Origin of the sequence: Microbacterium xanthum, assembly GCF_034531355.1 — a bacterium.
Classification (GTDB): Bacteria; Actinomycetota; Actinomycetes; order Actinomycetales; family Microbacteriaceae; genus Microbacterium; species Microbacterium xanthum.
On the sequence record NZ_JAWHUE010000002.1, the window covers coordinates 822,653 to 848,429 of the forward strand.

General features: G+C 68.8%; 24 protein-coding genes. 22 read left to right on the forward strand and 2 right to left on the reverse strand.

Annotated features, from left to right (window positions below):
* Nucleotides 1–85: 85 nt before the first annotated feature.
* The 10 genes from RZO50_RS09295 (at nucleotide 86) to prfA (ending at nucleotide 13,756) form a co-directional block, all read left to right on the forward strand.
* Nucleotides 86–2,098 carry a BCCT family transporter gene (locus RZO50_RS09295; protein WP_322599428.1) on the forward strand — a complete coding sequence of 671 codons (2,013 nt, stop codon included), beginning with the start codon at nucleotides 86–88 and terminating at the stop codon, nucleotides 2,096–2,098.
* 49 nt (nucleotides 2,099–2,147) lie between these two features.
* Nucleotides 2,148–2,960 carry a transglutaminase-like domain-containing protein gene (locus tag RZO50_RS09300; RefSeq protein ID WP_322599429.1) on the forward strand — a complete coding sequence of 271 codons (813 nt, stop codon included), beginning with the start codon at nucleotides 2,148–2,150 and terminating at the stop codon, nucleotides 2,958–2,960.
* Nucleotides 2,961–2,999: 39 nt separating this feature from the next.
* Nucleotides 3,000–4,661 (forward strand): arginine--tRNA ligase, encoded by a 1,662-nt coding sequence (locus RZO50_RS09305; protein ID WP_322599430.1) that lies wholly within the window; start codon nucleotides 3,000–3,002, stop codon nucleotides 4,659–4,661.
* 4 nt (nucleotides 4,662–4,665) lie between these two features.
* The gene (locus tag RZO50_RS09310) at nucleotides 4,666–5,490 is read left to right on the forward strand and encodes an LmeA family phospholipid-binding protein (RefSeq protein WP_322599431.1); all 825 of its coding nucleotides are present in this window, start codon (nucleotides 4,666–4,668) and stop codon (nucleotides 5,488–5,490) included.
* 176 nt (nucleotides 5,491–5,666) lie between these two features.
* Nucleotides 5,667–7,073, forward strand: coding sequence for a diaminopimelate decarboxylase (gene lysA, locus RZO50_RS09315; RefSeq protein ID WP_322599432.1), 1,407 nt, complete (start codon nucleotides 5,667–5,669; stop codon nucleotides 7,071–7,073).
* The gene (locus tag RZO50_RS09320) at nucleotides 7,070–8,425 is read left to right on the forward strand and encodes a homoserine dehydrogenase (protein ID WP_322599433.1); all 1,356 of its coding nucleotides are present in this window, start codon (nucleotides 7,070–7,072) and stop codon (nucleotides 8,423–8,425) included. The genes lysA and RZO50_RS09320 overlap by 4 nt, the downstream gene beginning before the upstream one ends.
* Nucleotide 8,426: 1 nt before the next feature.
* Entirely contained in the window at nucleotides 8,427–9,512 is a 1,086-nt protein-coding gene (thrC, locus tag RZO50_RS09325; protein WP_322599434.1) for a threonine synthase, read from the forward strand.
* On the forward strand, nucleotides 9,509–10,453 hold the full coding sequence (gene thrB, locus RZO50_RS09330; protein WP_322599435.1) for a homoserine kinase: 945 nt from the start codon (nucleotides 9,509–9,511) through the stop codon (nucleotides 10,451–10,453). Before thrC ends, thrB begins: the two co-directional genes overlap by 4 nt.
* A gap of 159 nt (nucleotides 10,454–10,612) precedes the next feature.
* The gene (gene rho / locus RZO50_RS09335) at nucleotides 10,613–12,661 is read left to right on the forward strand and encodes a transcription termination factor Rho (protein ID WP_322599436.1); all 2,049 of its coding nucleotides are present in this window, start codon (nucleotides 10,613–10,615) and stop codon (nucleotides 12,659–12,661) included.
* Nucleotides 12,662–12,676: 15 nt separating this feature from the next.
* A complete protein-coding gene (prfA, locus tag RZO50_RS09340) occupies nucleotides 12,677–13,756 on the forward strand; it encodes a peptide chain release factor 1 (protein WP_322599437.1) in 1,080 nt (359 codons plus the stop codon).
* A 10-nt stretch (nucleotides 13,757–13,766) separates the two neighbouring features.
* Here the strand turns inward: prfA and epsC are convergent, their stop codons facing one another.
* Both epsC and cysK read right to left on the reverse strand, forming a co-directional pair.
* On the reverse strand, nucleotides 13,767–14,336 hold the full coding sequence (gene epsC / locus RZO50_RS09345) for a serine O-acetyltransferase EpsC (protein ID WP_322599438.1): 570 nt from the start codon (nucleotides 14,334–14,336) through the stop codon (nucleotides 13,767–13,769).
* Between the two features lie 4 nt (nucleotides 14,337–14,340).
* Complete coding sequence (gene cysK, locus RZO50_RS09350; RefSeq protein ID WP_322599584.1) at nucleotides 14,341–15,279, reverse strand: cysteine synthase A; 939 nt, start codon at nucleotides 15,277–15,279, stop codon at nucleotides 14,341–14,343.
* A gap of 137 nt (nucleotides 15,280–15,416) precedes the next feature.
* On the opposite strand from cysK, the gene prmC reads away from it, so the two are divergent.
* The 12 genes from prmC (at nucleotide 15,417) to RZO50_RS09410 (ending at nucleotide 25,708) form a co-directional block, all read left to right on the forward strand.
* Nucleotides 15,417–16,295: a peptide chain release factor N(5)-glutamine methyltransferase gene (gene prmC, locus RZO50_RS09355; RefSeq protein WP_322599439.1), complete on the forward strand. Its 879-nt coding sequence runs from the start codon at nucleotides 15,417–15,419 to the stop codon at nucleotides 16,293–16,295.
* A gap of 71 nt (nucleotides 16,296–16,366) precedes the next feature.
* On the forward strand, nucleotides 16,367–17,074 hold the full coding sequence (locus RZO50_RS09360) for an L-threonylcarbamoyladenylate synthase (protein WP_322599440.1): 708 nt from the start codon (nucleotides 16,367–16,369) through the stop codon (nucleotides 17,072–17,074).
* Nucleotides 17,071–18,222, forward strand: coding sequence for an MraY family glycosyltransferase (locus tag RZO50_RS09365; RefSeq protein ID WP_322599441.1), 1,152 nt, complete (start codon nucleotides 17,071–17,073; stop codon nucleotides 18,220–18,222). Before RZO50_RS09360 ends, RZO50_RS09365 begins: the two co-directional genes overlap by 4 nt.
* Nucleotides 18,219–18,719, forward strand: a complete 501-nt coding sequence (locus RZO50_RS09370; protein WP_322599442.1) for a hypothetical protein — start codon at nucleotides 18,219–18,221, stop codon at nucleotides 18,717–18,719. Before RZO50_RS09365 ends, RZO50_RS09370 begins: the two co-directional genes overlap by 4 nt.
* Nucleotides 18,720–18,823: 104 nt before the next feature.
* Complete coding sequence (gene atpB / locus RZO50_RS09375) at nucleotides 18,824–19,636, forward strand: F0F1 ATP synthase subunit A (protein WP_322599585.1); 813 nt, start codon at nucleotides 18,824–18,826, stop codon at nucleotides 19,634–19,636.
* Nucleotides 19,637–19,682: 46 nt separating this feature from the next.
* Nucleotides 19,683–19,919 carry a F0F1 ATP synthase subunit C gene (gene atpE / locus RZO50_RS09380; protein WP_322597554.1) on the forward strand — a complete coding sequence of 79 codons (237 nt, stop codon included), beginning with the start codon at nucleotides 19,683–19,685 and terminating at the stop codon, nucleotides 19,917–19,919.
* 31 nt (nucleotides 19,920–19,950) lie between these two features.
* A complete protein-coding gene (locus tag RZO50_RS09385) occupies nucleotides 19,951–20,502 on the forward strand; it encodes a F0F1 ATP synthase subunit B (protein ID WP_322599443.1) in 552 nt (183 codons plus the stop codon).
* Nucleotides 20,502–21,293 (forward strand): F0F1 ATP synthase subunit delta, encoded by a 792-nt coding sequence (locus tag RZO50_RS09390; RefSeq protein WP_322599444.1) that lies wholly within the window; start codon nucleotides 20,502–20,504, stop codon nucleotides 21,291–21,293. Before RZO50_RS09385 ends, RZO50_RS09390 begins: the two co-directional genes overlap by 1 nt.
* A gap of 75 nt (nucleotides 21,294–21,368) precedes the next feature.
* Nucleotides 21,369–23,006, forward strand: a complete 1,638-nt coding sequence (gene atpA / locus RZO50_RS09395; protein WP_322599445.1) for a F0F1 ATP synthase subunit alpha — start codon at nucleotides 21,369–21,371, stop codon at nucleotides 23,004–23,006.
* A gap of 21 nt (nucleotides 23,007–23,027) precedes the next feature.
* Nucleotides 23,028–23,924: a F0F1 ATP synthase subunit gamma gene (locus RZO50_RS09400; RefSeq protein ID WP_322599446.1), complete on the forward strand. Its 897-nt coding sequence runs from the start codon at nucleotides 23,028–23,030 to the stop codon at nucleotides 23,922–23,924.
* A 40-nt stretch (nucleotides 23,925–23,964) separates the two neighbouring features.
* Nucleotides 23,965–25,413 carry a F0F1 ATP synthase subunit beta gene (atpD, locus tag RZO50_RS09405; protein ID WP_322599447.1) on the forward strand — a complete coding sequence of 483 codons (1,449 nt, stop codon included), beginning with the start codon at nucleotides 23,965–23,967 and terminating at the stop codon, nucleotides 25,411–25,413.
* 34 nt (nucleotides 25,414–25,447) lie between these two features.
* Nucleotides 25,448–25,708 carry a F0F1 ATP synthase subunit epsilon gene (locus RZO50_RS09410; protein ID WP_322599448.1) on the forward strand — a complete coding sequence of 87 codons (261 nt, stop codon included), beginning with the start codon at nucleotides 25,448–25,450 and terminating at the stop codon, nucleotides 25,706–25,708.
* The last annotated feature ends 69 nt before the right edge of the window (nucleotides 25,709–25,777 follow it).

Consider the following 25,777-nt stretch of genomic DNA (forward strand, 5'->3'; position numbering starts at 1 on the left):
GTCGTCGATCTCGCTATCGTTGCACGCACACAAGCGTCGACGCGGCCGCCGGGTCGCGTGCGCACGACCCGGGAGTCTGATCGACATGACCAGTCCGACGAACGACGGCAGCCATAGCACTCCGCCCTCCGGCGGCGGCAAGCCCAAGGGGCCCAGAGCCGACAGTGTGAAACGCGTCATCCAGGAGGTGACCAAGCCCGGCTTGGTCCACCCCGCCCTCATCCCGGGGATCGGGGTGGAGAAGACCGGGCGTGCGTTCCCGATGAACTGGGGCGTGTTCATCTTCGCCGCGGTCGTCGCGCTCGGTGTGATCGTGTGGGCCTTCGCGGCGCCCGAGAGCATCAGCACGGTCGGCGGTGCGGCTCTCGGATGGGTGAGCACCAACTTCGCCTGGCTGTTCTCGGCGCTTGCGATCGTGGTGATCCTCTACATGCTCGTGGTCGGCTACGGCCGTAGCGGCGGCGTGCGCCTGGGATCCGACGACGAGGAGCCGGAGTTCTCGACGACGTCGTGGATCGCCATGCTCTTCTCCGCCGGTATCGGCATCGGCCTGCTCTTCTACGGCCCGTACGAACCGTTGCTGTTCTTCCTCGATCCGCCGAGCGGGTTCGATGTGGCACCCGAGTCGGCGGCGGCGATGAAGACCGCGATGGCCCAGGCCATGCTCCACTGGGGCCCGATCGCGTGGGCCTTCTACGCCCTCGTCGGCGGAGCGATCGCCTACAGTGCGTATCGCCGCGGCCGCGCGCCGCTGATCTCGGCGATCTTCGAGCCCATCTTCGGCAAGCGCACCGAAGGACCGCTGGGCGCGATCATCGACATCTTCGCGATCATCGTGACCCTGTTCGGCACGGCGATCTCCCTCGGTATCGGCGTGCTGCAGATCGGGCGCGGCTTCGAGGTCGTGACCGGTGTCGGCCCCGTCGGCAACACCTTCCTCATCAGTGCCATCGCGATCCTGGCGGCGCTGTTCATCATCTCGGCCGTCTCGGGCATCAAGCGCGGCATCCGTCTGCTGTCGAACATCAACATGGTGCTCGCCGGACTTCTGGCCGTGTTCGTGTTCATCGTGGGGCCGACCATCTTCCTGCTGAATTTCCTTCCCGCCGCCGCGGTGGAGTTCTTCAACGAGCTCGGCACGATGCTCTCGCGCAGCGCGAACGACGGCGAGGAAGCGGCCGCGTTCATGTCCAGCTGGACGACGTACTACTGGGCGTGGTGGGTGTCGTGGACCCCGTTCGTCGGCATGTTCATCGCGAAGATCTCGCGCGGGCGCACGCTGCGGGAGTTCGTCACCGTCGTGATCATCGTGCCCTCGGCTGTCTGCCTCACGTGGTTCGTCGTCTTCGGCGGCACCTCGATGTTCATGCAGGACTCCGGCATCCCCCTCGGTGACGCCGGCGGTGGCGAGGAAGTGCTCTTCGGCGTCCTGAACGAACTGCCCTTCGGCATCGTCACCAGCGTGCTGGCGATGATCTCGATCATCATCTTCTTCGTGACCTCCGCCGACTCGGCCTCGATCGTCATGGGTTCGATGTCGCAGCGTGGTCGCCCTGAACCGTCGTCGTGGGTGACGATCCTGTGGGGGTCGCTGCTCGCGCTCGTGGCCGCGTCGCTGCTGCTCGCCGGCGGGCAGAATGCGCTGTCGGGTCTGCAGTCGATCATGGTCGTCTCGGCCCTGCCCTTCTCCTTCGTGGTGATCGGCATCATGATCGCGTGGGCCAAGGACCTCCGCACCGACCCGTACGTCCTGCGCGGGAAGTATGCGCGTGCCGCCATCCAGGAGGGTGTCCGCAAGGGCATCGAGGACCACGGTGACGACTTCGTCTTCGGCACCAGCGAAGTGCCGGCCGGGGACGGTGCCGGCGCGTGGTTCGACTCCGAGGACCCGGCCCTGACCGAGTGGTATGTGGAGGCGACGACGGGCCCGATCGGCACGGTGACGGCGGAGGATGTCCGCCGCACGCTCGAACCCGGTCACATTCAGCACAAGGGTCCGGACCGGCCCGACCACACCGCATCCGGTGACAACTCGCTGACCGTCAACGAAGACCGCCGGGCGCGTCGTCGCGAGCATCAGGACAGCACCGAGGACTGATGTTCGACGTGTGCACCGGAGTGTCCCCGCGGCATGCGAGGATACTCCGGTGCAACGCCAGGTGACCGCCGAACTCGACCTCGAACTGGGGTCCTCCGTCGACCTGATCCTGCAGGTCACCGCCGCGCAGGGGGTGCCGGTGGTCAGCGAGGAACTGACCTTCACGCAGGGGGAACGGGTCTACACGCCGACCGAGATCGTGGACCACGTCGGCAGCCGGCTGCACCGGCTCACCGGACAGGCCGGCCTGCTCGAAGTGCGCTACTGCGCGACCGTCGACGGCGTCGCGGCCGCCCGCACCACGAGCGACCTCGAGACCATCACCTACCTGCGGCCGAGCCGCTACTGCCAGTCGGACGAGGTGTTCTCCCAGGCCCGCCGGCAGTTCCGCGGGCTGGAAGGCCCGGACCTGATCGCCGCCGTCACCGACTTCGTCACGGCGGGCACCACCTACACCCCCGGCCTCAGCCACGGCACCGACTCGGCGGTGACGACCCTGATGACGGGGCAGGGGGTGTGCCGCGACTACGCACACCTCGTGATCGCCCTGCTTCGTGCGATGGACATGCCGGCGCGCTACGCGGCATGCTTCGCCCCGGGGCTCGAGCCGATGGACTTCCACGCCGTCGCCGAGGCGTACCACGACGGCGCCTGGTACGTCATCGATGCGACGCGTCTGGCAGACCGGCGATCCCTGGTCCGCATCGCGACCGGCCGCGATGCGGCCGACTGCGCATTCCTGAGCTTCCACGGCGGGAACGTCGGCCTGCCGCGCCTGTACGTCGACGCGTGGAACCTCGATCCGGTCGGCGTCGAGTCCGTCGGTGCAGACGACTTCCTGAGCCCGGTCCACCTCGGCTGAGGCGGCCGGCGCGTGCGGCGATCGTAGGATGGAGACCCTATGGATCCTGAAGCCCTCTCCGCCGCGCTGCTCTCCGTCATCGTCCCGCTCGCGCGGGAGCGCGGGAGCGACGTCGCCGACGCGCTGACCCCCGGGGATCTCCCGCTCGAGCGCCCGCGCAACCGCGACCATGGCGACTGGGCGTCGAATGCTGCGCTGAAGCTCTCCAAAGCGGTGGCGATGCCTCCGCGCGACTTCGCCGCCGCAGTGGCCGAGCGTCTGTCGGAGGTCGACGGGATCGCGGGTGTGGAGGTCGCCGGCCCGGGCTTCATCAACATCCGCCTCGACGCGGCGACCGCCGGTTCCCTGGCCAGGACCATCGTCGAGGCGGGGGCCGCTTTCGGCGTGAACGACACGCAGCGCGGCAACACGATCAACCTCGAGTTCGTCAGCGCGAACCCCACCGGACCGATGCACATCGGGCACACCCGATGGGCGGCACTCGGCGATGCCATCGCCCGTCTTCTCCTGGCCAGCGGCGCGACGCTGGTCCGCGAGTTCTACATCAACGACGCCGGCGCCCAGATGGACCGCTTCGGTCGATCCGTGCTCGCCGCCGCCAAGGGCGAGCCGACGCCGGAGGACGGATACGCCGGCGCCTACATCGACGAGCTGGCCCGACGCGTGCTCGCCGCGCATCCCGACCTCCTCGACGCTCCCGACGCCGAGATCGTCGCCCGCGACGCCGCCTACGGGTTCCAGCTCTCCGAATTGCAGTCGTCGTTGGAGAAGTTCAACGTGCACTTCGACGTGTGGTTCTCCGAGCGCGTGCTGCATGCCAAGGGCGGCGACGGTTCACCGAGCCTCGTCGACGAGGCGGTCGATCGCCTCCGCGAGCAGGGACACGTCTTCGACGAAGACGACGCGGTGTGGGTGCGCACGACCGACTTCGGCGACGACAAGGACCGTGTGATCCGTCGCTCCAACGGCGAGTACACGTACTTCGCGGCCGACGCGGCCTACTACCTCAACAAGGGCGACCGGGGCTTCGCACACAAGATCTACCTGCTGGGCGCGGACCACCACGGGTACGTCCATCGCCTCAAGGCTCTCGCGGGTGCCGCCGGTGACGACCCGGAGAAAGACATCGAGGTCCTCATCGGCCAGCTCGTGTCCGTCAACGGCGCCAAGCTCAGCAAGCGTGCCGGCAACATCATCGAACTCGACGACCTTCGCGACTGGATCGGCACCGACGCCCTGCGCTACTCGCTGGCGCGATACCCCGCCGACTCGCCCCTGACCCTCGACCCCGAGATCCTGCGCAAGCGCACCAACGACAACCCGGTCTTCTACGTCCAGTACGCCCACGCCCGGACGCACAACGTCTCCCGGAACGCGCACGCCTCCGGCGTCGACCGTTCCTCGTTCGAGCCCGCTCTGCTCGAGCACGAGACGGAGGGTGCACTCCTCGGGGCGTTGCAGGAGTTCCCCCGTCTGGTCGCCTTCGCCGCCGAGCTTCGCGAGCCGCACCGCATCGCGCGCTACCTCGAAGAGCTCGCCGGGCTGTACCACCGCTGGTATGACAATTGCCGGGTGATCCCGCTCGGGGACGACCCGGTGGGCGACCTGCACCGCACGCGCCTGTGGCTGAACGACGCCACCGGCCAGGTGCTTCGCAACGGCCTCGATCTGCTCGGCGTGAGTGCACCGGAACGGATGTAGCCACATGTCCTCCGGCGACACCCGACCCACCGAGCCCCTCCCGGAGTGGGCGGTTCCCGCCGAGCGGACCGCTTCCCGCCGTCGCCGCGTCTGGCCGTGGCTGGTCGGCCTCGGTGTGTTCGTGCTCCTCGCCGTCGTCGCCGCCGTGGTGGGGGAGTGGGTCGCCCGCGAGACCGTCACCCGCACCGTCCGCGCCCAGGTGGCCGACGCGCTCGAGCTTCCCGAAGATCAGACGGTCGAGGTGGCGGTCGCCGGATTGGTGCTTCCTCAGCTCATCGCCGGGACGCTCGATGAGCTCACCGTTTCGGGCGACGATCTCCCGCTCGGGCCGCTGACCGGCGACGTCGTGGTCGTCGCCGAGGGCGTTCCGGTGCGCGGGGACGCGCCCGCGCGCCGCATCGGGGCCGACCTCACCCTCGAGGCGGATCAGGTCGCGCAGCTGCTGACGGGATTGGACGGATTCCCGGACGCGGAGGTGACCCTGGACGAACCGGATGTCCGATTCGATACCTCCTTCGAGGTCTTCGGGCTCGAGATCCCGGTCGGGGTGAGTCTGACGCCCACCGCGGCGGAGGGGGCGATCGCCCTGTCACCGGCCGGCATCGAGGTCGCCGGGGCGAGACTGACCGCCGACCAGGTCCGCGACCAGTTCGGTCTGATCGCCTCGGTCGTCCTCCAGGATTGGACGATCTGCGTCGCCGAGTACCTCCCCGCGGGTGTGACCCTCGACGAGATCGCGGTCGTCGGCGACCGGATCGTCGTCGACGCCGCCGTCGACGGGGCGATCACGGTCGACGAGCAGCTCCAAGAACCGGGAACCTGCGACTGATCGCGTGACGTCTCGCGACACGATCGGCTTCTCGGTCCGGCGGAGCGGAGCTCCGGGCGGGCGTCATACGCCGGGGCGAAGGCGGCCCGTACTCTAAACTGCAAGCATCGACTTCGCCCGGAGAGCCCACGACGGCTCCGGCGCGCTCCCCGAACCACCGATTGGCATCGTCACCTGTGTCCGCCACGTCTGAACCGACCACCGCACCACCGGCCCCCGCCGACGTCAACGCGTTGGCCGAGAAGGTCTGGCCTCCGGATGCCGAGCGCAACGACGACGGCTCCGTCGCCTTCGGCGGCGTCCCGGTCGCCGACCTGCAGCACCGCTTCGGCACGCCGCTCTACGTGCTTGACGAGAACGCCGTGCGCGCCCGCGCGCGAGAGGTCCGCGAAGCTTTCGACATCGCGGCCGAACGGCACGGGACCCGCGCGAAGGTGTACTACGCCGCCAAAGCGTTCCTGTGCACCGAGACGGTCCGCTGGGTCACGGCCGAAGGGCTGAGCGTCGACGTCGCCACGGGCGGAGAACTCGCCGTCGCCCTCGCCGCCGGTGCGCCGGCCGAACGCCTCGGATTGCACGGGAACAACAAGTCCGAGGTCGAACTCACCCGTGCGGTCACCTCCGGTGTCGGCACGGTCGTGGTCGACTCCCTCATCGAGATCGAGCGGCTCGCGGCCATCGCGGCGGGCCACGGTGTCGTGCAGGACGTGTCGGTGCGGGTCAACAGCGGCGTGCACGCCGAGACGCACGACTTCCTCGCGACCGCACACGAGGACCAGAAGTTCGGATTCGCCCTCGACGCCGCCGAATCCGCCGTGGCGCGCATCCGCGAGCTCCCGTCGCTGCGTTTCATCGGCCTGCACTGCCACATCGGCTCGCAGATCTTCGGTGCCGCGGGTTTCGCCGAGTCGGCCTCGCGCGTGATCGGGCTGCACGCCCGACTCCTCGAGGGCGGCGAGATCCCGACGGTGAACCTCGGCGGCGGATTCGGCATCGCCTACACCGAGGCCGACGACCCCACCCCGATCGCCGACCTCGCCGAAGAGATCGTCTCGGCCGTGGCCCGAGAGTGCGCTGCCCGCGGCATCGCCGTCCCCGTTCTCGCCTTCGAGCCCGGGCGCGCGATCGTCGGGCGGGCCGGGGTGACCCTCTACGAAGTGGGGACGGTCAAGCCCGTGACCGTGGCCGACGACCTGCAGCGCCTGTACGTGAGCGTCGACGGCGGGATGAGCGACAACGCCCGGACCGCGCTCTACGGCGCGGCCTACTCCGCCCGCATCGTCTCGCGACGCAGCGACGTTCCGCCGGCGCTGTCCCGCGTGGTGGGCAAGCACTGCGAGGCCGGCGACATCGTCGTCGACGCCGAATGGCTGCCCGGCGACGTCGCACCGGGCGACCTGTTGGCCGTTCCGGCCACCGGCGCCTACTGCTTCTCGCTGGCGAGCAACTACAACTACATCCCGCGCCCGCCCGTCGTCGCCGTCGGAGGCGGCGCCGCCCGGGTGATCGTGCGCGGGGAGACCATCGACGACCTCCTCGCCCGAGACGCCGGAGTCCCGGCACCCACGGAAGGGAACGCATGACCGATTACCGCCGATTGAGGGTGGCGCTGCTGGGCGCCGGAGCCGTCGGATCACAGGTCGCTGCGCTGCTGCGCCAGCACGGCGATGAACTGGCCGATCGTGCCGGTGCGCGTCTGGAGCTCGTGGGGATCGCGGTGCGCGACCCCGACGCGCCGCGCGACACCGACCTCCCCCGAGAGCTGATGACCACCGATCCGGAGCCGTTGCTCGTCGGATCCGACATCGTCATCGAGCTCATGGGTGGCATCGAGCCCGCCCGAACCCAGCTGCTGACGGCGATCAACGCCGGCGCGGATGTGGTCACGGCGAACAAGGCGCTCCTGGCCACGCACGGTCCCGAGCTCTTCGAGGCCGCGGACCAGGTCGGCGCCTCGGTCTACTACGAGGCCGCCGCGGCCGGGGCCATCCCGATCATCCGCCCCTTGCGCGACTCGCTCGCCGGCGACCGTGTGCAGCGCATCATGGGGATCGTCAACGGCACCACGAACTACATCCTCGACCGGATGGACCGCGAAGGGGCCGAGTTCGCCGACGTCCTGGCCGACGCGCAGCGGCTGGGGTACGCCGAGGCTGACCCGACGGCGGACATCGAAGGCTTCGACGCGGCGCAGAAGGCCGCCATCCTCGCGAGCCTGGCGTTCCACACCGCCGTGCCGTTGGATGCGGTCCACCGCGAAGGAATCACCCACATCGACAAGCAGATGATGGATGCCGCGCGCAACGCCGGGTTCGTGATCAAGCTGCTGGCGGTGTGCGAACGTCTCATCGACGGCGCCGAGGGCGGCGGCGATGCCATCTCGGTGCGCGTCTACCCGGCGCTCGTTGACCGTGAGCACCCCTTGGCGAGCGTGCACGGCGCGAACAACGCCGTCTTCGTGCAGGCCGAGGCCGCCGGCAACCTGATGTTCTACGGCGCCGGAGCGGGCGGTGTCCAGACGGCCTCCGCCGTGCTCGGCGATGTCGTGTCGGCGGCGCGCCGTCACATCGCGGGCGGTGTCGGCGTCGGGGAGTCCACGCGCGCGAACCTTCCCGTCGTGCCGATCGGACAGATGACGACGCGCTACCAGATCACCCTCGAGGTCGAGGACCAGCCCGGTGTGCTCGCGACGGTTGCGGGGCTGCTCAGCGACGGACACGTGTCCATCGCCGCTGTCGAGCAGACACCGATCAGCGACGACGATTCCGCCGCGGTTCCCACCGGCGAGGCGGCGTATCGCGAGACCGGCACCGCACGCCTGGTGATCGGCACGCACACGGCACGAGAACAAGACCTCAGCGAGACCGTCGAGCGTCTCGCCTCCAGCGGGGTCGTCGAACGCGTGGTCTCGGTGCTGCGCGTGGAAGGAGACTGACATGGCACACGTCTGGCGCGGAGTCCTCCGCGAGTACGCCGACCGGCTCGGTGCGACCGACGCCTCCACGGTGGTGACCCTCGGCGAGGGCGGCACTCCGCTGCTGCCGGCTCCCGCCCTCTCGCGCCGCACCGGCGCGGATGTGTGGGTCAAGTACGAAGGCATGAACCCGACGGGCTCGTTCAAGGACCGCGGCATGACCGTGGCGCTCTCGCGCGCGGTCGAGCACGGCGCGAAAGCGGTGATCTGCGCCTCGACGGGGAACACCTCCGCGTCGGCTGCCGCCTACGCGGCCCACGCGGGCATCACCGCCGCCGTCCTCGTTCCCGAGGGCAAGATCGCCATGGGCAAGCTCAGCCAGGCCGTCGCGCACAACGGGCGCCTCATCCAGATCCGCGGCAACTTCGACGACTGCCTCGAGATCGCCCGCGAGCTGGCCGACAACTACCCGGTGCACCTGGTCAACAGCGTCAACCCCGACCGCATCGAGGGGCAGAAGACCGCGGCGTACGAGATCGTCGAGACCCTCGGTGACGCGCCCGATTTCCACTTCATCCCGGTCGGGAACGCGGGCAACTACACGGCCTACTCCCGCGGGTACCGGGAAGAGGCCGCTCGGGGTGTCGCCACACGCGTGCCGCGCATGTTCGGCTTCCAGGCGGCCGGCAGCGCCCCGCTGGTGCGCGGTGAGGTCGTGAAGAACCCCGAGACGGTCGCCAGTGCGATCCGCATCGGCAATCCGGCCTCGTGGGACCTCGCTCTGGAGGCGCGGGACGCCACCGACGGCTGGTTCGGTGCGATCGATGACGAGGGCATCCTCGCGGCGCAGAAGCTGCTCGCGGCGGAGGTCGGGATCTTCGTGGAGCCCGCCTCGGCGATCAGTGTCGCCGGTCTGCTCGAGCGCGCCGAGCAGGGTGTCGTGCCCGCCGGCTCCCGCGTCGTGCTCACCGTCACCGGCCACGGCCTGAAGGACCCGCAGTGGGCCCTCCGCAACGCGGACGGGTCGCAGGTGGAGCCGACGGTCGTGGATGCAACGACGTCCGAGGTCGCGTCGGTGCTCGATCTCGCTCCGGAGGCGTCGGCGTGACGACTCCCGGCGGGTCGCGCGCCGTGTCGGTGCGCGTTCCGGCGACCAGTGCGAACCTGGGCCCCGGGTTCGACACCCTCGGGCTGGCCCTGAGCGTCTACGACGAGCTCATCGTGGAGCGACACGACTCCGACACGATCGAGATCCACGTCGACGGCGAAGGTGTGGCCGATGTGCCGCGCGACGAGTCCCACCTGGTCGTACGGTCGATGAGGTACGCCTACGAGGCGATGGGGCGGCGGATGCCGGGGGTGCGTCTGCAGGCCAGCAACGTGATCCCGCACGGTCGCGGCATGGGGTCCTCGGGCGCCGCGGTCGTGGCCGGACTGCTGGCGGCGAAGGGACTGCTCGCCGGTGATGTCGAGATCGGCGAGAGCACGTTGCTGCGGTTGGCCACCGAGCTCGAGGGGCACCCGGACAATGTGGCGCCGGCCCTGTTCGGCGGGCTGACGATCGCGTGGATGGACGAGGGGGTGCCCGAGCACAAGAAGCTGTTGGTCCATCGCGGCGTGGCCCCGCTGGTGCTCGTGCCGGAGTTCACGATGTCCACGAGCGTCGCACGGAGCCTCGCGCCCCTCCAGGTCCCTCGCGAGGATGCCGTGTTCAACGTCTCGCGATCGGCGCTGCTCATCGCGGCGCTCACCCAGAGCCCGGAACTCCTGCTGGCCGCCACGGAAGACAAGCTTCACCAGAACTACCGTGCGCAGGCGATGCCCGAGACCGACCGCCTCGTACGGACGCTCCGCGACCATGGGTTCGCAGCGGTCGTCTCGGGGGCGGGGCCGAGCGTTCTGGTGCTTGCGGATGGGCCGGGCCGACGGCTCGAGGCGGCTGCTGTCGCGGCGGAAGCCGTCGACACCCCGTGGGATGCGCGGATGCTCGCCGTGGATTTCAAGGGTGGTACAGTGAAGGACCATACGGAGGGTTCCACGTCATCGTGAATCTGGCCTCCGTCGCATTTCTGCGAAATCACCGCACAGCCCCCGGTACGACGCCGGCTCTCTGAATCGGCACGCGGCACCCGAATATTCGGGGGACAGCCGGGGATCATCTCTGCGCGCGTGCGGTCGCGCAATCCAATCGCTTACAAGGGAGAACTCGTGGAGTCCATCTCCGAGATCCACACCGACGCCTCCGAGGCGTCCGCCGACACGACGTCGGCACCCACCGCTCCGGCCGCGAGCGCCGCGCCCGCCGAGGCGCCGGCCACCGGCGGCGACTCCGGTTCGTCCGGCGAGGCCGCCGCTGACGAGAAGCCCGCGAAGGCGCCGCGCAAGCGCGCGCCCCGTCGGGCCAAGAGCACCGACGCCCCGAAGGCCGAGGAGTCCTCCGAGGCCGCGGCCCCGGAGGCGCCCGTCTCGGACGCTCCGGACACGACCGCCACCTCCGACGGCGACGCGCCGGCGGAGCAGCCCGCGAAGAAGCCCGCCCGCGCTCGCAAGAGCCGCGCGAAGACCGCCGCGGCCAAGGACGAATCCGCCGAGGCGGCAGACGCGCCCGCCGCCGACGCCGGTGACAAGCCCGCCGCCGACGGGGCACCGGGCGCGACGTCGTCGGACGACACCGCGGGGGGCGCCTCCCGTGACGGTGACACCGCCCAGGGCGACACCGCCAAGGGTGACACGGTGAAGGCGGACAACGCCCAGGCCGACGCCGGCAACGGCGACGGCGGCAAGGACGAGACCGCGAAGGGCGGCGCATCCGAGAAGGGCGCCGACGACAACGGCGGTTCGTCGGACGGCGAGAGCTCGGGTCGCGGACGCGGCCGGAATCGCAACCGGAACCGAAACCGCAGCGGGAACCAGAACTCCGGCCAGCAGAACGGCCAGAACAACCAGGGCAGCCAGGGTGGCCGCAACGACCAGAACGACGCCGACGACGACTCCGGTCAGAGCGGCCGCGGGCGTCAGCGCAACAAGCGCCGCAACCAGGGCGGCGCCGATGAGTTCGAGACGGAGATCAACGAGGACGACGTCCTCATCCCGGTCGCCGGCATCCTCGACGTGCTCGACAACTACGCCTTCGTGCGCACGACCGGCTACCTGCCCGGTCAGAGCGACGTCTACGTCTCGCTCGGCCAGGTCAAGAAGTACAACCTGCGCAAGGGCGACGCCGTCGTCGGTGCGATCAAGCAGCCCCGCGAGGGCGAGCAGTCCAGTCGCCAGAAGTACAACGCCCTCGTCAAGGTCGATGCGATCAACGGACTGTCGGTCGAGGACGCCGCCGACCGCGTCGAGTTCGGCAAGCTGACCCCGCTGTACCCGCAGGAGCGCCTGCGTCTGGAGACGGCACCGGAGAAGCTGACGCAGCGCATCATCGACCTCGTCGCGCCCATCGGCAAGGGCCAGCGCGGACTCATCGTCGCGCCGCCGAAGGCCGGCAAGACGATCGTGCTGCAGCAGATCGCGAACGCGATCGCGCAGAACAACCCCGAGGTCCACCTCATGGTGGTGCTCGTCGACGAGCGCCCCGAAGAGGTCACGGACATGCAGCGCACCGTCAAGGGAGAAGTCGTCGCCTCGACGTTCGATCGCCCGGCCGAGGACCACACCACGGTCGCGGAGCTCGCCATCGAGCGGGCCAAGCGACTGGTCGAACTGGGCCGCGACGTGGTCGTCCTCCTCGATTCCATCACCCGCCTGGGACGTGCGTACAACATCTCGGCACCGACGTCCGGACGCGTGCTCACGGGTGGTGTCGACGCGTCGGCGCTGTACCCGCCGAAGCGCTTCTTCGGCGCCGCCCGCAACATCGAGAACGGGGGGTCGCTCACGATCCTCGCGACGGCTCTCGTGGAGACGGGTTCGAAGATGGACGACGTCATCTTCGAGGAGTTCAAGGGCACCGGCAACAGCGAACTGCGTCTGAACCGGCAGCTCGCCGACAAGCGCATCTTCCCGGCGGTCGACGTCAACGCGTCGAGCACCCGTCGCGAAGAGATGCTGCTGTCCCCGGACGAGGTCAAGATCACGTGGAAGCTTCGCCGCGCCCTCGCCGGTCTCGAGCCGCAGCAGGCGCTCGAGGTGGTGCTGGGCAAGCTCAAGGAGACCCAGTCGAACGTCGAGTTCCTCGTGCAGATGCAGAAGTCGATCCCCGCCCCCGCCCACGGCGGTAACGGCGCCCACGGGTCCGACAACAGCATCCGCTGACCCGCGGAGGTCGGCGTGTTCGAGTCCGTCCAGGGTCTTCTCGCGGAGTATCGCGACGTCGAGCGTGAGCTGTCGGATCCGGCCGTTCACGCCGACGCGGCGCGCGCGAAGCGCGTGAACCGTCGGTACGCGGAGTTGTCGCGCATCGTTCGCGCCTACGAGGCCTGGACGGCCGCCGGCGACGACCTGGCGGCCGCCCGCGAGCTCGCGGGGGAGGACGACGCGTTCGCCGCGGAGGTCCCCGGCCTCGAGGAGGAGCACGCGCGGCTGCAGGAGAAGCTGCGGCGGCTGCTCATCCCGAGGGACCCCGACGACGCACGCGACGTGATCATGGAGATCAAGGCCGGGGAAGGCGGTGCGGAGAGCGCGCTGTTCGCCGCCGATCTGCTGCGGATGTATCTGCAGTTCGCGACGTCGCAGGGATGGAAGGCCGAACTGCTCGAGCGGGATGAATCCGATCTCGGCGGGTACAAGAACGTCCAGGTCGCCATCAAGGGGTCGTCCTCCGACCCGTCGCAGGGGGTCTGGGCCCATCTGAAGTACGAGGGTGGAGTCCATCGGGTGCAGCGCGTTCCGGCGACCGAGTCCCAGGGGCGCATCCACACCTCCACCACCGGCGTGCTGGTGTTCCCGGAGGTCGACGAGCCCGATGAGATCGACATCAGCCCGGGCGATCTGAAGATCGACGTGTACCGCTCCTCCGGTCCGGGGGGGCAGTCGGTCAACACCACCGACTCGGCCGTGCGCATCACGCACCTGCCGACCGGGATCGTCGTGTCGATGCAGAACGAGAAGTCGCAGCTGCAGAACCGCGAGGCCGGGATGCGGGTGCTGCGTGCGCGACTTCTCGCGCGCCGGCAGGAGGAGCTGGACGCCCAGGCGGCCGACGCGCGGCGCTCGCAGATCCGCGGGATGGACCGCTCGGAGCGGATCCGCACCTACAACTTCCCCGAGAACCGCATCGCCGACCACCGCACGGGGTACAAGGCCTACAACCTCGACCAGGTCATGGACGGCGCACTCGGGCCGGTGATCGAGTCGGCGATCGCCGCCGACGAGGAGGCACGGCTGGCCGCCCTCGCCGGCGACTCCTGACCCGACGCGGTCAGATCACGTACTCCGGGGCGGCGAGGAGCGCGCGGGTGTCGACGTCCGAGGACCTCGGGCGGGGCTTGGCCGGCACTCCCACCAGGATGCTGTCCGCCGGTGCGCTCTTGGTGACCACCGCGTTCGCTCCGACGACACTCCCGGCACCGATCGTGATCGGCCCGAGGATCTTCGCTCCGGCGCCGACGGCCACGCCGTCCTCCAGGGTGGGGTGGCGCTTCCCGCCGTTGCGCTGACGGCCGCCGAGGGTGACGCCGTGGTAGAGCATGACGTCGTCGCCGACTTCGGCCGTCTCGCCGACGACCACACCCATGCCGTGGTCGATGAAGAAGCGTCGTCCGATCGTGGCGCCGGGGTGGATCTCGATGCCGGTGAGCCACCGGGTCAGCTGCGAGCCCGCGCGGGCGACGAATCGGAATCGCCGCACCCACAGGCTGTGCCAGACCCGATGGCCCCACACGGCGTGCAGCCCGGGGTACAGCAGCGCGATCTCGATCGCCGAGCGAGCCGCGGGGTCGCGCAGCTTCGCGGCGGCGAGGTCATCGCGCGCGTCGGACCACAGGCTCATCGGGTCAGTCCTCCACGAGGTCCGCGTACAGCGGGGTCGACAGGTACCGCTCGCCGAACGAGGGGATGATGACCACGATGTTCTTTCCCGCAGCCTCGGGGCGGGCGGCGACCTGCAGCGCTGCCCAGATGGCGGCGCCGCTGGACATGCCGACCAGGATGCCGTCCTTCGCCGCGGTCTCGCGCGCCACGCGCAGGGCATCGTCGAGTTCGACGTCGATCACCTCGTCGATCACGTCGCGGTCGAGGATCGCGGGCACGAAGTTCGGGCCGATGCCCTGGATCTTGTGCGGCCCCGGGGTGCCCTCGGTCAGCAGCGGCGAGTCCTTCGGCTCGACGGCGATGACCTTCGCCCCGGGCACCTTCTCCTTGAGGACCTGGCCGACGCCGGTGATGGTGCCGCCGGTGCCGATGCCGGCGACGAAGTAGTCGACCGCGCCGTCGGTGTCGCGGAGGATCTCCTCCGCGGTGGTCTTGCGATGGATGGCGGGGTTCGCCTCGTTGGCGAACTGCTTGGCCAGGATCGCCCCCGGGGTCTTCTCGGCCAGCGCCTCGGCCTCTTCGACCGCGCCCTTCATGCCCTTGGCCGGGTCGGTGAGGACGAGCTCCGCGCCGAAGGCCTTCAGGAGCATCCGTCGCTCCTTCGACATCGACGCGGGCATCGTCAGCACGACCTTGTAGCCGCGTGCGGCCCCGACCATGGCCAGCGCGATGCCGGTGTTGCCGCTGGTGGCCTCGATGATCGTGCCCCCGGAGGTCAGATCTCCGGACGCCTCGGCGGCGTCGACGATGGCGATGCCGAGACGGTCCTTGACGCTGGAGGCGGGGTTGTAGAACTCGAGCTTGGCGAGGATGTTCGCCGAGGTGCCTTCCGCCACGCGGTTGAGGCGGACGAGGGGGGTGTCGCCGAAGGCGGACGTGATGTCGGAGTGGATGCCGGGCATGGCGGACCTTTCGCGGATCAGCGGGTTCATGCGGAACATGTCGAGCCTAGGCGAGGACCGTGCCGTGGCGGCCGATTGTGTCGCGAACGGCGGACGCGCCAGCGAACACCCGCAGGCCCGCCTAAGCTGTCCTGGTCATGCCTTCCTCACCATCGCCCGAGCCGATCTCGGTCGCCCTCCGCGACGCCGTCGCGCATCTGGGTCGCGCCGGGATCGCTGACCCGGTCGTCGATGCGGAACTGCTGCTCGGGCACGTCCTCGATCTCTCGCGCGGGGGAGTGCAGGCGGCTGCCTTCCGCGGCGACGAGCTCGACCCGGCGGCCGCGACGAGGTTCGCCGAGCTCGTCGAGAGACGTGCGACCCGTGTCCCGCTCCAGCACCTGACCGGCTGTGCGCCATTCCGGTCGCTCGAACTCGCGGTCGGTCCCGGCGTCTTCGTACCGCGCCCGGAGACGGAGATCGTCGCTCAACTCGCCATCGACGCGCTTCGGGCGTCGGCCTCGCCCGCGCCGGTGGCCGTCGACCTCGGTACCGGCAGTGGGGCACTGGCACTGGCCATGGCGACGGAAGTCCCCCATGCGCGCGTGCATGCCGCGGAGAACTCCGTCGACGCGTTCGTCTGGGCGAAGGAGAACTTCGCCCGCCTCGGGGGCGGGAACGCCCGGGTGGCATTCATCGACCTCGCCGACGCGTTTCCGGAACTCGACGGAACCGTCTCCGTCGTCGCGTCGAACCCGCCCTACGTGCCCGACGACGCGATCCCGCGCGATCCCGAGGTCCGCCATCACGATCCCGTCGCCGCCCTCTACGGGGGGCCGGACGGGCTGGACGTGGTTCGCGTGATCAGCCGCGTCGGCCTTCGCCTCGCGCATGCCGGCGGCGCGATCGTGCTCGAGCACGGCGAGTGGCAGGGAGAGCAGATCCGGCGCATTCTCGAAGCCGACGGGTGGCGCGCCGCCGCCACCCACCCCGACCTGACCATGCGCGACCGCGCGACCACCGCGGTCCGCCCCTGAGATCTCGCTTCGCCGGCGGCCCGAGACGCCTTCGGGGACCGCGCAGGGGTTGCACCTAGAATCGTGGGGTCATGTCCTCCCTCTTCGACTGCCGCGACGAGTCCCAGTTGCTGGCCGGTATGCGTCACGCCCGCCAGGCGATCGGTCGCGGCGACCTCATCGTCGTCCCCACCGACACGGTCTACGGCATCGCAGCCGACGCGTTCTCGGCGTCCGCCGTCCAGCGCCTCCTCGATGCCAAGGGGCGCGGGCGTCAGTCGCCGCCCCCGGTACTGGTCGCGGGGGTGAACACGCTTCGCGCGCTCGTATCGGAGGTTCCGCCGGCGGTCGATGATCTCGTGGCGGAGTTCTGGCCCGGCGGGCTGACGATCGTGCTCCCCGCCCAACCGTCGCTGTCCTGGGACCTCGGAGACACCCACGGCACCGTCGCCGTGCGCATGCCGGCCCACCGCCTGACCCTGGAGCTGCTGGAGGAGACCGGGCCGATGGCCGTCTCGTCCGCGAATCTCACCGGCAAGCCTGCGGCGGTGACGGTGCTCGAGGCCATGGACATGCTCGGCGACCGGGTCTCGACGTATCTCGACGACGGGCCCAGCGCGACGGGCGTGGCCTCCACCATCGTCGACGCCACGTCGCTCGTGGTCGGGCCGGAGCCCGTCGTCCGCGTTCTCCGCGAGGGCGCGATCCCGCGCGCACGCCTGCGCGAGGTGCTGGGCGACCTGCTCGAACCCGACGAGGCGCCCGAAGACACGGGACCGGAGTCCGGCGGAACCTCGTGAAGCAGTACCTCTTCACGGTGCTGCTGACGGCGGCGGTCACCCTCGCGCTGTCGTGGGCGGTGTGGCGGTTGAGTCTGCGTTTCAAGCTCTACCCGGGTATCCGCGAGCGCGACGTGCACAAGACGCCGACGCCGCGTCTGGGGGGCATCGCGATGTTCTTCGGCGTGGTCACGGCGTTCCTGGTCTCGTCGCAGCATCCGTTCTTCCAGATCTTCTGGGCCGACCCGCGACCGGTCTACGCCATCCTCTCGGCGACGGCCCTCATCGTGCTCGTCGGTGTCGCCGACGACCTGTGGGACCTCGACTGGATGATCAAACTCGGCGCGCAGTTCGTCGCCGCGGGCATCATCGCCTGGTTCGGGGAACTGCAGATCTACGCGCTGCCGATCGGCGGCATCGCGGTGTGGTCGGGGTGGGTCAGCTTCACCATCACGGTGTTCGCCATCGTGATCGTGATGAACGCCGTCAATTTCATCGACGGGCTCGACGGGCTCGTCGCGGGCGTGTGCCTGATCGCCAACGGGGTGTTCTTCGCCTACTCGTACCTGCTCGTGCGCGACACCGGCGCGAGTACGTATTTCAACCTCGCGTCGTTCATCGCCGCGGTCCTGGTGGGGGCGTGCATCGGCTTCCTGCCGTTGAACTGGAATCCCGCCAAGATGTTCATGGGCGACTCCGGGGCGCTGATGCTCGGGCTCCTCATGGCGACCTCCGCCATCGCCATCACCGGTCAGCTCGACCCGGCGATCATCGGGGACAACGACGTCTTCGGCCGCTCGCAGCTGCTCGGGGCCTTCATCCCGATCCTGCTGCCGATCGTCGTCGTGATCCTGCCCCTGCTGGACTTCGGCCTCGCCGTCATCCGGAGGATGGGCGCGGGAAAGAGCCCGTTCTCCCCGGACCGCAAGCATCTGCACCATCGCATGCTCGACATGGGGCACAGCGATCGTGACGCCGTGTTGATCTTCTATGCGTGGACCTCCGTGGTCAGCCTCGCCTTCCTGCTGATGTACATCGGCACCGCGCAGGAGTGGCCAGGCGACTACCTCATCGGCGTCGCGTTCGGCGCTGTCGGCGCGGCCGCGTGCCTCGTCGTCACCCTCCTGCCCTCCCGGCGCACCGCTCCCCGTCCGAAGGAATCCGTATGAGTCCCAGTCCCGTCTCCAGCACCCCGATCCTCCGCACCGCTCTGATGTGGTCCGGTGCGGTCACCGCCGCCCTCGCGGTCGCCGCTGCCCTCATCGGGCTGCTGGTCGCCGGTACCGAGGGGCTGTGGAGCGGGCTGGCCGGCGTCCTGATCGCCGCCGTGTTCCTGGCCATCACGGCCGCGAGCATCCTGATCGCCAACCGCTGGTACGGCGACCCGCTCTACGTCCCGATCTTCTTCGGCATCGTCCTGGGCGGCTGGATCCTCAAGCTCGTCGTCTTCATCATCGCGCTGCTGCTGTTGCGGGACCAGCCGTGGATCGCCCCGACCGTGTTCTTCGTGGCGCTGGTGGTGAGCGTCATGGCCTCCCTCGCCGTGGACGTCGCGGTTCTGCTTAAGATGAGGATTCCGCACGTGAGCGATGTGTCCCTGCCCTCCGCTTCCGACGCCGACGAGGACGAAGGGGGAGCGGCGCACTCGGGCGGCCCGCGAGTTTGATAGGGTTGATCCGCGCCCGCGCACTCCTCGTGAATGCCTGCGGATGACTCTCACCGACCATCGTCGCCACGGTACCCACCGTCGCCCCGAAGCTGGAGCCAGCGCTGATCACTCAAGCTGCGACACTGATCGCCACTGCCACGTCCACTGACGACGAATTCCACCCGCCGTCGATCCTGGACTTCTTCCCTCCGGCAATCTTCTTCGAGGGCACCGCATTCGAGATCACGCGCATCAACCTCGCGCAGTTCCTCGCCACGGCCGTCCTGGTCATCGTGTTCCTCATCGGAACGCGCCGGATGAAGATCGTCCCCGGTCGCTTCCAGAGCATCATCGAGATGGGGCTGGACTTCGTCCGCGTCAACATCGCCGAAGACCTGCTCGGCAAGAAGGACGGCCAGCGGTTCCTGCCGATCCTGACGACGATGTTCTTCATGATCCTGTTCATGAACCTGACGGGCATCATCCCCGGCATCAACATCGCCGGGACGAGCGTCATCGCGGTGCCGCTCCTGCTCGCCGTGGTCGCCTACGTGACCTTCATCTACGCGGGCATCAAGAAGAACCCCGGCAACTTCTTCAAGAACTCCCTCATGCCCTCGGGCGTGCCGTGGCCGCTGTACATCATCATCATCCCGCTCGAGTTCCTCTCGACGTTCATCATCCGCCCGGTGACCCTCACCCTGCGTCTGCTGATGAACATGATCGTCGGGCACCTGATGCTGGTGCTGTTCTTCTCCGCCACCCAGTACTTCGTCTTCACCCTCGGAGGCCTGTGGACCGTGCTCGGCGCGGGCACGCTCGCCTTCGGATTCGTCTTCACCCTCTTCGAACTCCTGGTGGCCTTCCTCCAGGCGTACGTCTTCACGATCCTCACCGCGGTCTACATCCAGCTCGCGGTTGCGGAAGAGCACTGAGCGGGCCGGCACTCGCCGACCCACCCAACCGAAAGGAAACACACCCGTGGACGCAACTACGGTTCTCGCCGAGATGACGGGCTCCATCGCGAGCGTCGGCTACGGTCTGGCCGCCATCGGCCCCGCCATCGGCGTGGGCATCGTCGTCGGCAAGACCATCGAGGGCGTGGCTCGTCAGCCCGAGCTCGCCGGTCGCCTGCAGGTCCTGATGTTCATCGGTATCGCCTTCACCGAGGCGCTCGCCTTCATCGGTATCGCCACCGGCTTCATCTTCGGCGCCTGATCCAGGCCGCCCGCACACGTAAGGAGACAGGATGCTGAAGCCTCTTGTCATTCTCGCCGCGGAAGAGGGCGAAGCGCCCAATCCGCTCATTCCGGCGGTCTATGACATCGTCTGGTCGGCGGTGTGCTTCGTCGTCATCCTCTTCATCTTCTGGCGCGTGGTGCTGCCTCGGATGAAGAAGCTGCTCGACGAGCGCTCGACGGCCATCGAGGGCAACATCGCCAAGGCGGACGAGGCGCAGCGCAAGGCCGAGGCCGCGCTGCAGGAGTACACCGCAGCTCTGGCCGATGCCCGCAAGGAAGCCGGTGAGATCCGCGACGCCGCCCGTGAGGACGGCAAGAAGATCGTCGCCGAGGCCAAGGACTCCGCCGCGAGCGAGGCGTCGCGCATCACCGCGTCGGCTCACTCGCAGATCGAGGCCGAGCGCCAGGCTGCGCTCGTGTCGCTGCGTGGAGAGGTCGGCACTCTCGCGCTCGACCTCGCCGGCGGCGTGATCGGCGAGACGTTGTCCGACGACGCGAAGGCTCAGGCCGTCGTGGACCGCTTCCTGGCGGATCTCGAAGCCGAGAAGGCGGCCAAGTAATGGGCAGCGCGACCACTCAGGCGCTTTCGGCCACCACCGCGGCGCTCAGCTCCGCGTCCGGCGTCGACCTCGACGTCGCGCGCGAGCTGTTCGCCGCGGCACGGGCGGTCGGGGACACCGCCGCGCTGAGCGGCGCGCTGGCCGACTCCGCGGCGGCACCGGCCGCGCGGGCGAAGGTCGTCGCCGATGTGTTCGGCGCCTCGCTGCGCCCTGTGTCGGTGTCGTTGCTGACCACCGCCGTCGAGCAGCGATGGTCGTCCGCATCCGAGATGGTGGACGGCCTGGAAGAGCTCGCGGTCCGCGCCGCGGCGGTCTCGGATCCGTCCGCTCCGGTCGAGGACGAACTGTTCCGCTTCTCGCGGACGATCGCCGAGAACGCCGATCTCGAGCTCGCCCTCGGGAGTCGTCTCGGCGAGGCGTCTGCCAAGGGCGCGTTGGTCGACACCCTCCTGAGCGGTCGCTCGAGCGAGGCGACCCGACTCATCGTCTCCTCGTTGGTCCAGCAGCCGCGAGAGCGCCGTGTGCGTCAGCTGCTGGCCGACGCGATTCGCGTGGTCGCCGATCAGCGCGGACGCACGGTGGCGACGGTCTCCTCGGCCTCACCGCTGAGCGAGGCGCAGTCGCAGCGACTGGCCGCGACGCTCTCGGCCCGATACGGCACCGAGGTCTCGATCAACACCGTCGTGGACCCTTCGGTCATCGGGGGAGTGCGCGTCCAGATCGCGAACGACGTCATCGACGCCAGCGTCTCCACGCGCCTGGCCGATCTCCGGCAGAAACTCGCCGGCTAAACAGACTTCCCGCCGCAAGGCGGAGGCTTCGGGCCGCAGGCCCCACACAGAAGTAGTGAGTACAAAGGGAAGACAATGGCAGAACTCTCTATCAGCCCCGACGTCATCCGTGACGCGCTGAAGGACTTCGTCGCCGCCTACGAGCCCACCGGGGCCGCGGCGACGGAGGTCGGCACCGTCGTGGACGCGGCGGACGGCATCGCCCACGTCGAGGGCCTGCCGGGCGTCATGGCCAACGAGTTGGTCGTGTTCGAAGACGGCACGCAGGGCCTCGCCCTGAACCTCGACGAGCACGAGATCGGTGTCGTCGTGCTCGGCAACTTCGCCGGCATCGAAGCCGGTCAGCAGGTCACCCGCACGGGCGAGGTGCTCTCGGTGCCCGTCGGTGACGGATACCTCGGTCGTGTGGTCGACCCCCTCGGCAACGCTATCGACGGTCTCGGCGACATCGCCTCGGTCGGCCGCCGCGCCCTCGAGCTGCAGGCCCCCGGCGTGATGGCCCGCAAGAGCGTGCACGAACCGATGCAGACCGGCATCAAGGCCATCGACGCGATGATCCCGATCGGGCGCGGTCAGCGTCAGCTGATCATCGGTGACCGCCAGACCGGCAAGACGGCCATCGCGATCGACACGATCATCAACCAGAAGGCCAACTGGGAGTCCGGCGACCCGAGCAAGCAGGTGCGCTGCATCTACGTCGCGATCGGCCAGAAGGGCTCGACCATCGCCTCGGTGAAGGGTGCGCTCGAAGACGCCGGTGCGATGGACTACACCACCATCGTCGCCGCGCCCGCGTCGGACCCCGCCGGCTTCAAGTACCTCGCGCCGTACACCGGCTCGGCCATCGGCCAGCACTGGATGTACGACGGCAAGCACGTCCTCATCATCTTCGACGACCTGTCGAAGCAGGCCGAGGCCTACCGTGCCGTGTCGCTGCTTCTTCGCCGCCCGCCGGGCCGTGAGGCATACCCGGGTGACGTCTTCTACCTGCACTCCCGCCTGCTGGAGCGTTGCGCGAAGCTGTCGGACGAGCTCGGCGCAGGGTCGATGACGGGTCTTCCCATCATCGAGACCAAGGCCAACGACGTCTCCGCGTACATCCCGACCAACGTGATCTCGATCACGGACGGTCAGATCTTCCTCCAGTCGGACCTCTTCAACGCCAACCAGCGTCCTGCGGTCGACGTCGGCATCTCGGTGTCGCGCGTCGGTGGCGACGCCCAGGTGAAGTCGATCAAGAAGGTCTCGGGAACGCTGAAGCTCGAGCTCGCGCAGTACCGCTCGCTCGAGGCGTTCGCGATGTTCGCCAGCGACCTCGACGCCGCCTCGCGTCGTCAGCTCGCCCGCGGCGCGCGTCTGACCGAGTTGCTCAAGCAGCCGCAGTACTCGCCGTACCCGGTCGAGGAGCAGGTCGTGTCGATCTGGGCGGGGACCAACGGAAAGCTCGACACCATCGAGGTCGAGGATGTCCTGGCCTTCGAGCGCGAGCTGCTGGACTACCTGCGTCGGAACACGTCCATCCTCGATGACCTCCGTGAGAAGAACGTCCTCACCGACGAGATCCTCGGTGAGCTGGAGTCGAAGACCGACGAGTTCGTGCTCGAGTTCCAGGCGGGCAAGGGGCAGGCCATCAACCAGCCCGGCCACGAAGAGGTCGCTGCCGCAGAGGCCGAGGACGTCAACCAGGAGAAGATCGTCAAGGGCCGCCGCTAAGGCGCGTCCGGGACAGGAACCATGGGCGCACAACTGCGGGTCTACAAGCAGAAGATCAACTCTGCTCAGACCACCAAGAAGATCACGAAGGCGATGGAACTCATCGCGGCTTCGCGCATCCAGAAGGCGATGGGGCGTGTGCGCGCCTCGTCTCCGTTCGCGCGGGCCGTGACGCGTGCCGTCTCCGCCGTGGCGACGCACTCGAACGTCGACCATCCGCTGACCGTCGAGCGCGAGGTCATCCGGCGATCCGCCGTGGTGATCTTCGCCTCGGACCGAGGCTTGGCCGGCGCGTTCAACTCGCAGATCCTCCGTGAGGGTCTGCGGCTGGCCGAGCTCCTGCGCTCGGAGGGCCGCGAGCCGGTGTTCTACCTGATCGGTCGCAAGGCCGTCGGGTACTTCCAGTTCCGTCGCATGGACAGTGCGGCGCAGTGGACCGGTGACACCGACACGCCGCATTTCCACACCGCGGAGGAGATCGCCGCCACCTTGTTGGATGCCTACGACCGTGGCGGTCAGGACGGCGGCGTGGACGAGATCCACCTCGTCTACAACCGCTTCGTCAGCATGATGACGCAGTCGCCGGAGACCGTGCGCCTGCTGCCCCTCGAGGTCGTCGAAGCGGAGGATAGCGCGGACTCGCAGGTGTACCCCCTGTACGAGTTCGAGCCCGATGCCGAGACGGTTCTCGACGCGCTTCTGCCGGTCTACATCCAGAGCCGCGTCTTCAACGCCCTTCTGCAGTCGTCGGCGGCCAAGCACGCCGCGACCCAGAAGGCGATGAAGTCGGCCAGTGACAACGCCGACAAGCTGATCACCGATTACACGCGACTGCGCAACAACGCACGCCAGGCCGAAATCACCCAGCAGATCGCCGAGATCGTCGGCGGCGCCGACGCCCTCGCGTCGGGCAAGTGACCGGCACGGCGCAACAGACCATCACGAAAGAGAAGAAGCCATGAGCCTCACCGCTGAGAAGACGGACGTGCAGGTCGTCGGGCGTGTCGCCCGGGTGACCGGACCCGTCGTCGACATCGAGTTCCCGCACGACGCGATCCCCGACATCTACAACGCGCTGAAGACGACGATCACGATCGGGGAAGAGTCGACCGAGATCACCCTCGAGGTCGCGCAGCACCTCGGCGACGACCTGGTTCGCGCCATCGCCCTGAAGCCGACCGACGGCATCGTCCGCGGCCAGGAGGTGCGCGACACCGGCGGACCCATCTCGGTTCCGGTCGGGGATGTCACCAAGGGTCGCGTCTTCGATGTGACCGGCGAGATCCTCAACGCCGAGCCTGGCGAGCAGGTGGAGATCACCGAGCGGTGGGGCATCCACCGCCAGGCGCCGAGCTTCGACCAGCTCGAGTCGAAGACGACCATGTTCGAGACCGGCATCAAGGTCATCGACCTGCTGACCCCCTACGTGCAGGGTGGGAAGATCGGTCTGTTCGGCGGTGCGGGCGTCGGCAAGACCGTCCTCATCCAGGAGATGATCCAGCGCGTTGCGCAGGATCACGGTGGTGTGTCGGTGTTCGCCGGCGTCGGTGAGCGCACCCGTGAGGGCAACGACCTCATCGGCGAGATGGAGGAGGCGGGTGTCTTCGACAAGACCGCCCTCGTCTTCGGTCAGATGGACGAGCCGCCGGGGACGCGTCTTCGCGTCGCGCTGTCGGCGCTGACGATGGCGGAGTACTTCCGCGACGTGCAGAAGCAGGACGTCCTGCTGTTCATCGACAACATCTTCCGCTTCACGCAGGCAGGTTCCGAGGTCTCCACGCTGCTGGGTCGTATGCCCTCCGCCGTGGGCTACCAGCCCAACCTCGCCGACGAGATGGGTGTGCTTCAGGAGCGCATCACCTCGACCCGCGGTCACTCGATCACCTCGCTGCAGGCGATCTACGTGCCCGCCGACGACTACACCGACCCGGCGCCGGCGACGACGTTCGCCCACCTCGATGCGACCACCGAGCTCTCGCGTGAGATCGCGTCGAAGGGTCTGTACCCCGCCGTGGATCCGCTGACCTCGAGCAGCCGCATCCTCGACCCGCGCTACATCGGTGAGGACCACTACCGGGTCGCCACCGCGGTGAAGCAGATCCTGCAGAAGAACAAGGAACTGCAGGAGATCATCGCGATCCTCGGTGTCGACGAGCTCTCCGAAGAGGACAAGATCGTCGTGGCGCGCGCCCGTCGCATCCAGCAGTTCCTGTCGCAGAACACCTACATGGCCAAGAAGTTCACCGGCGTCGAGGGCTCGACCGTCCCGATCAAGGAGACGATCGAGTCGTTCGACGCGATCGTCAAGGGTGACCTCGACCACGTGGCAGAGCAGGCGTTCTTCAACGTCGGCGGGATCTCGGACGTCGAAGAGAACTGGGCGCGCATCCAGAAGGAGAACGGCTGATCATGCTTGTGCTGAGCGACCGGAGGGAGTCGAAGTGCCGCTGAAGGTGAGTCTCGTCTCCGCCGACGCGGAGGTCTGGACGGGGGAGGCGTCGCTGGTCGTCGCCAAGACCGTCGAGGGCGAGATCGGTTTCATGCCCGGTCACGAGCCCGTGCTGGCGATCCTCGCAGAAGGTCAGGTGCGGATCACCGAGACCTCCGGCCAGAAGGTCGTCGCCAACGCGCAGGACGGCTTCCTCTCGATGGCGAGCGACGAGCTCACCATCGTGGCGGGCAACGCCGCCATCGTGGCCTAGTCCGACAGTCCATCCGTCCGAGAGGGCGCGACGGCCCGGGTGCATCCGGGGCCTCGCGCCCTCTCGTCG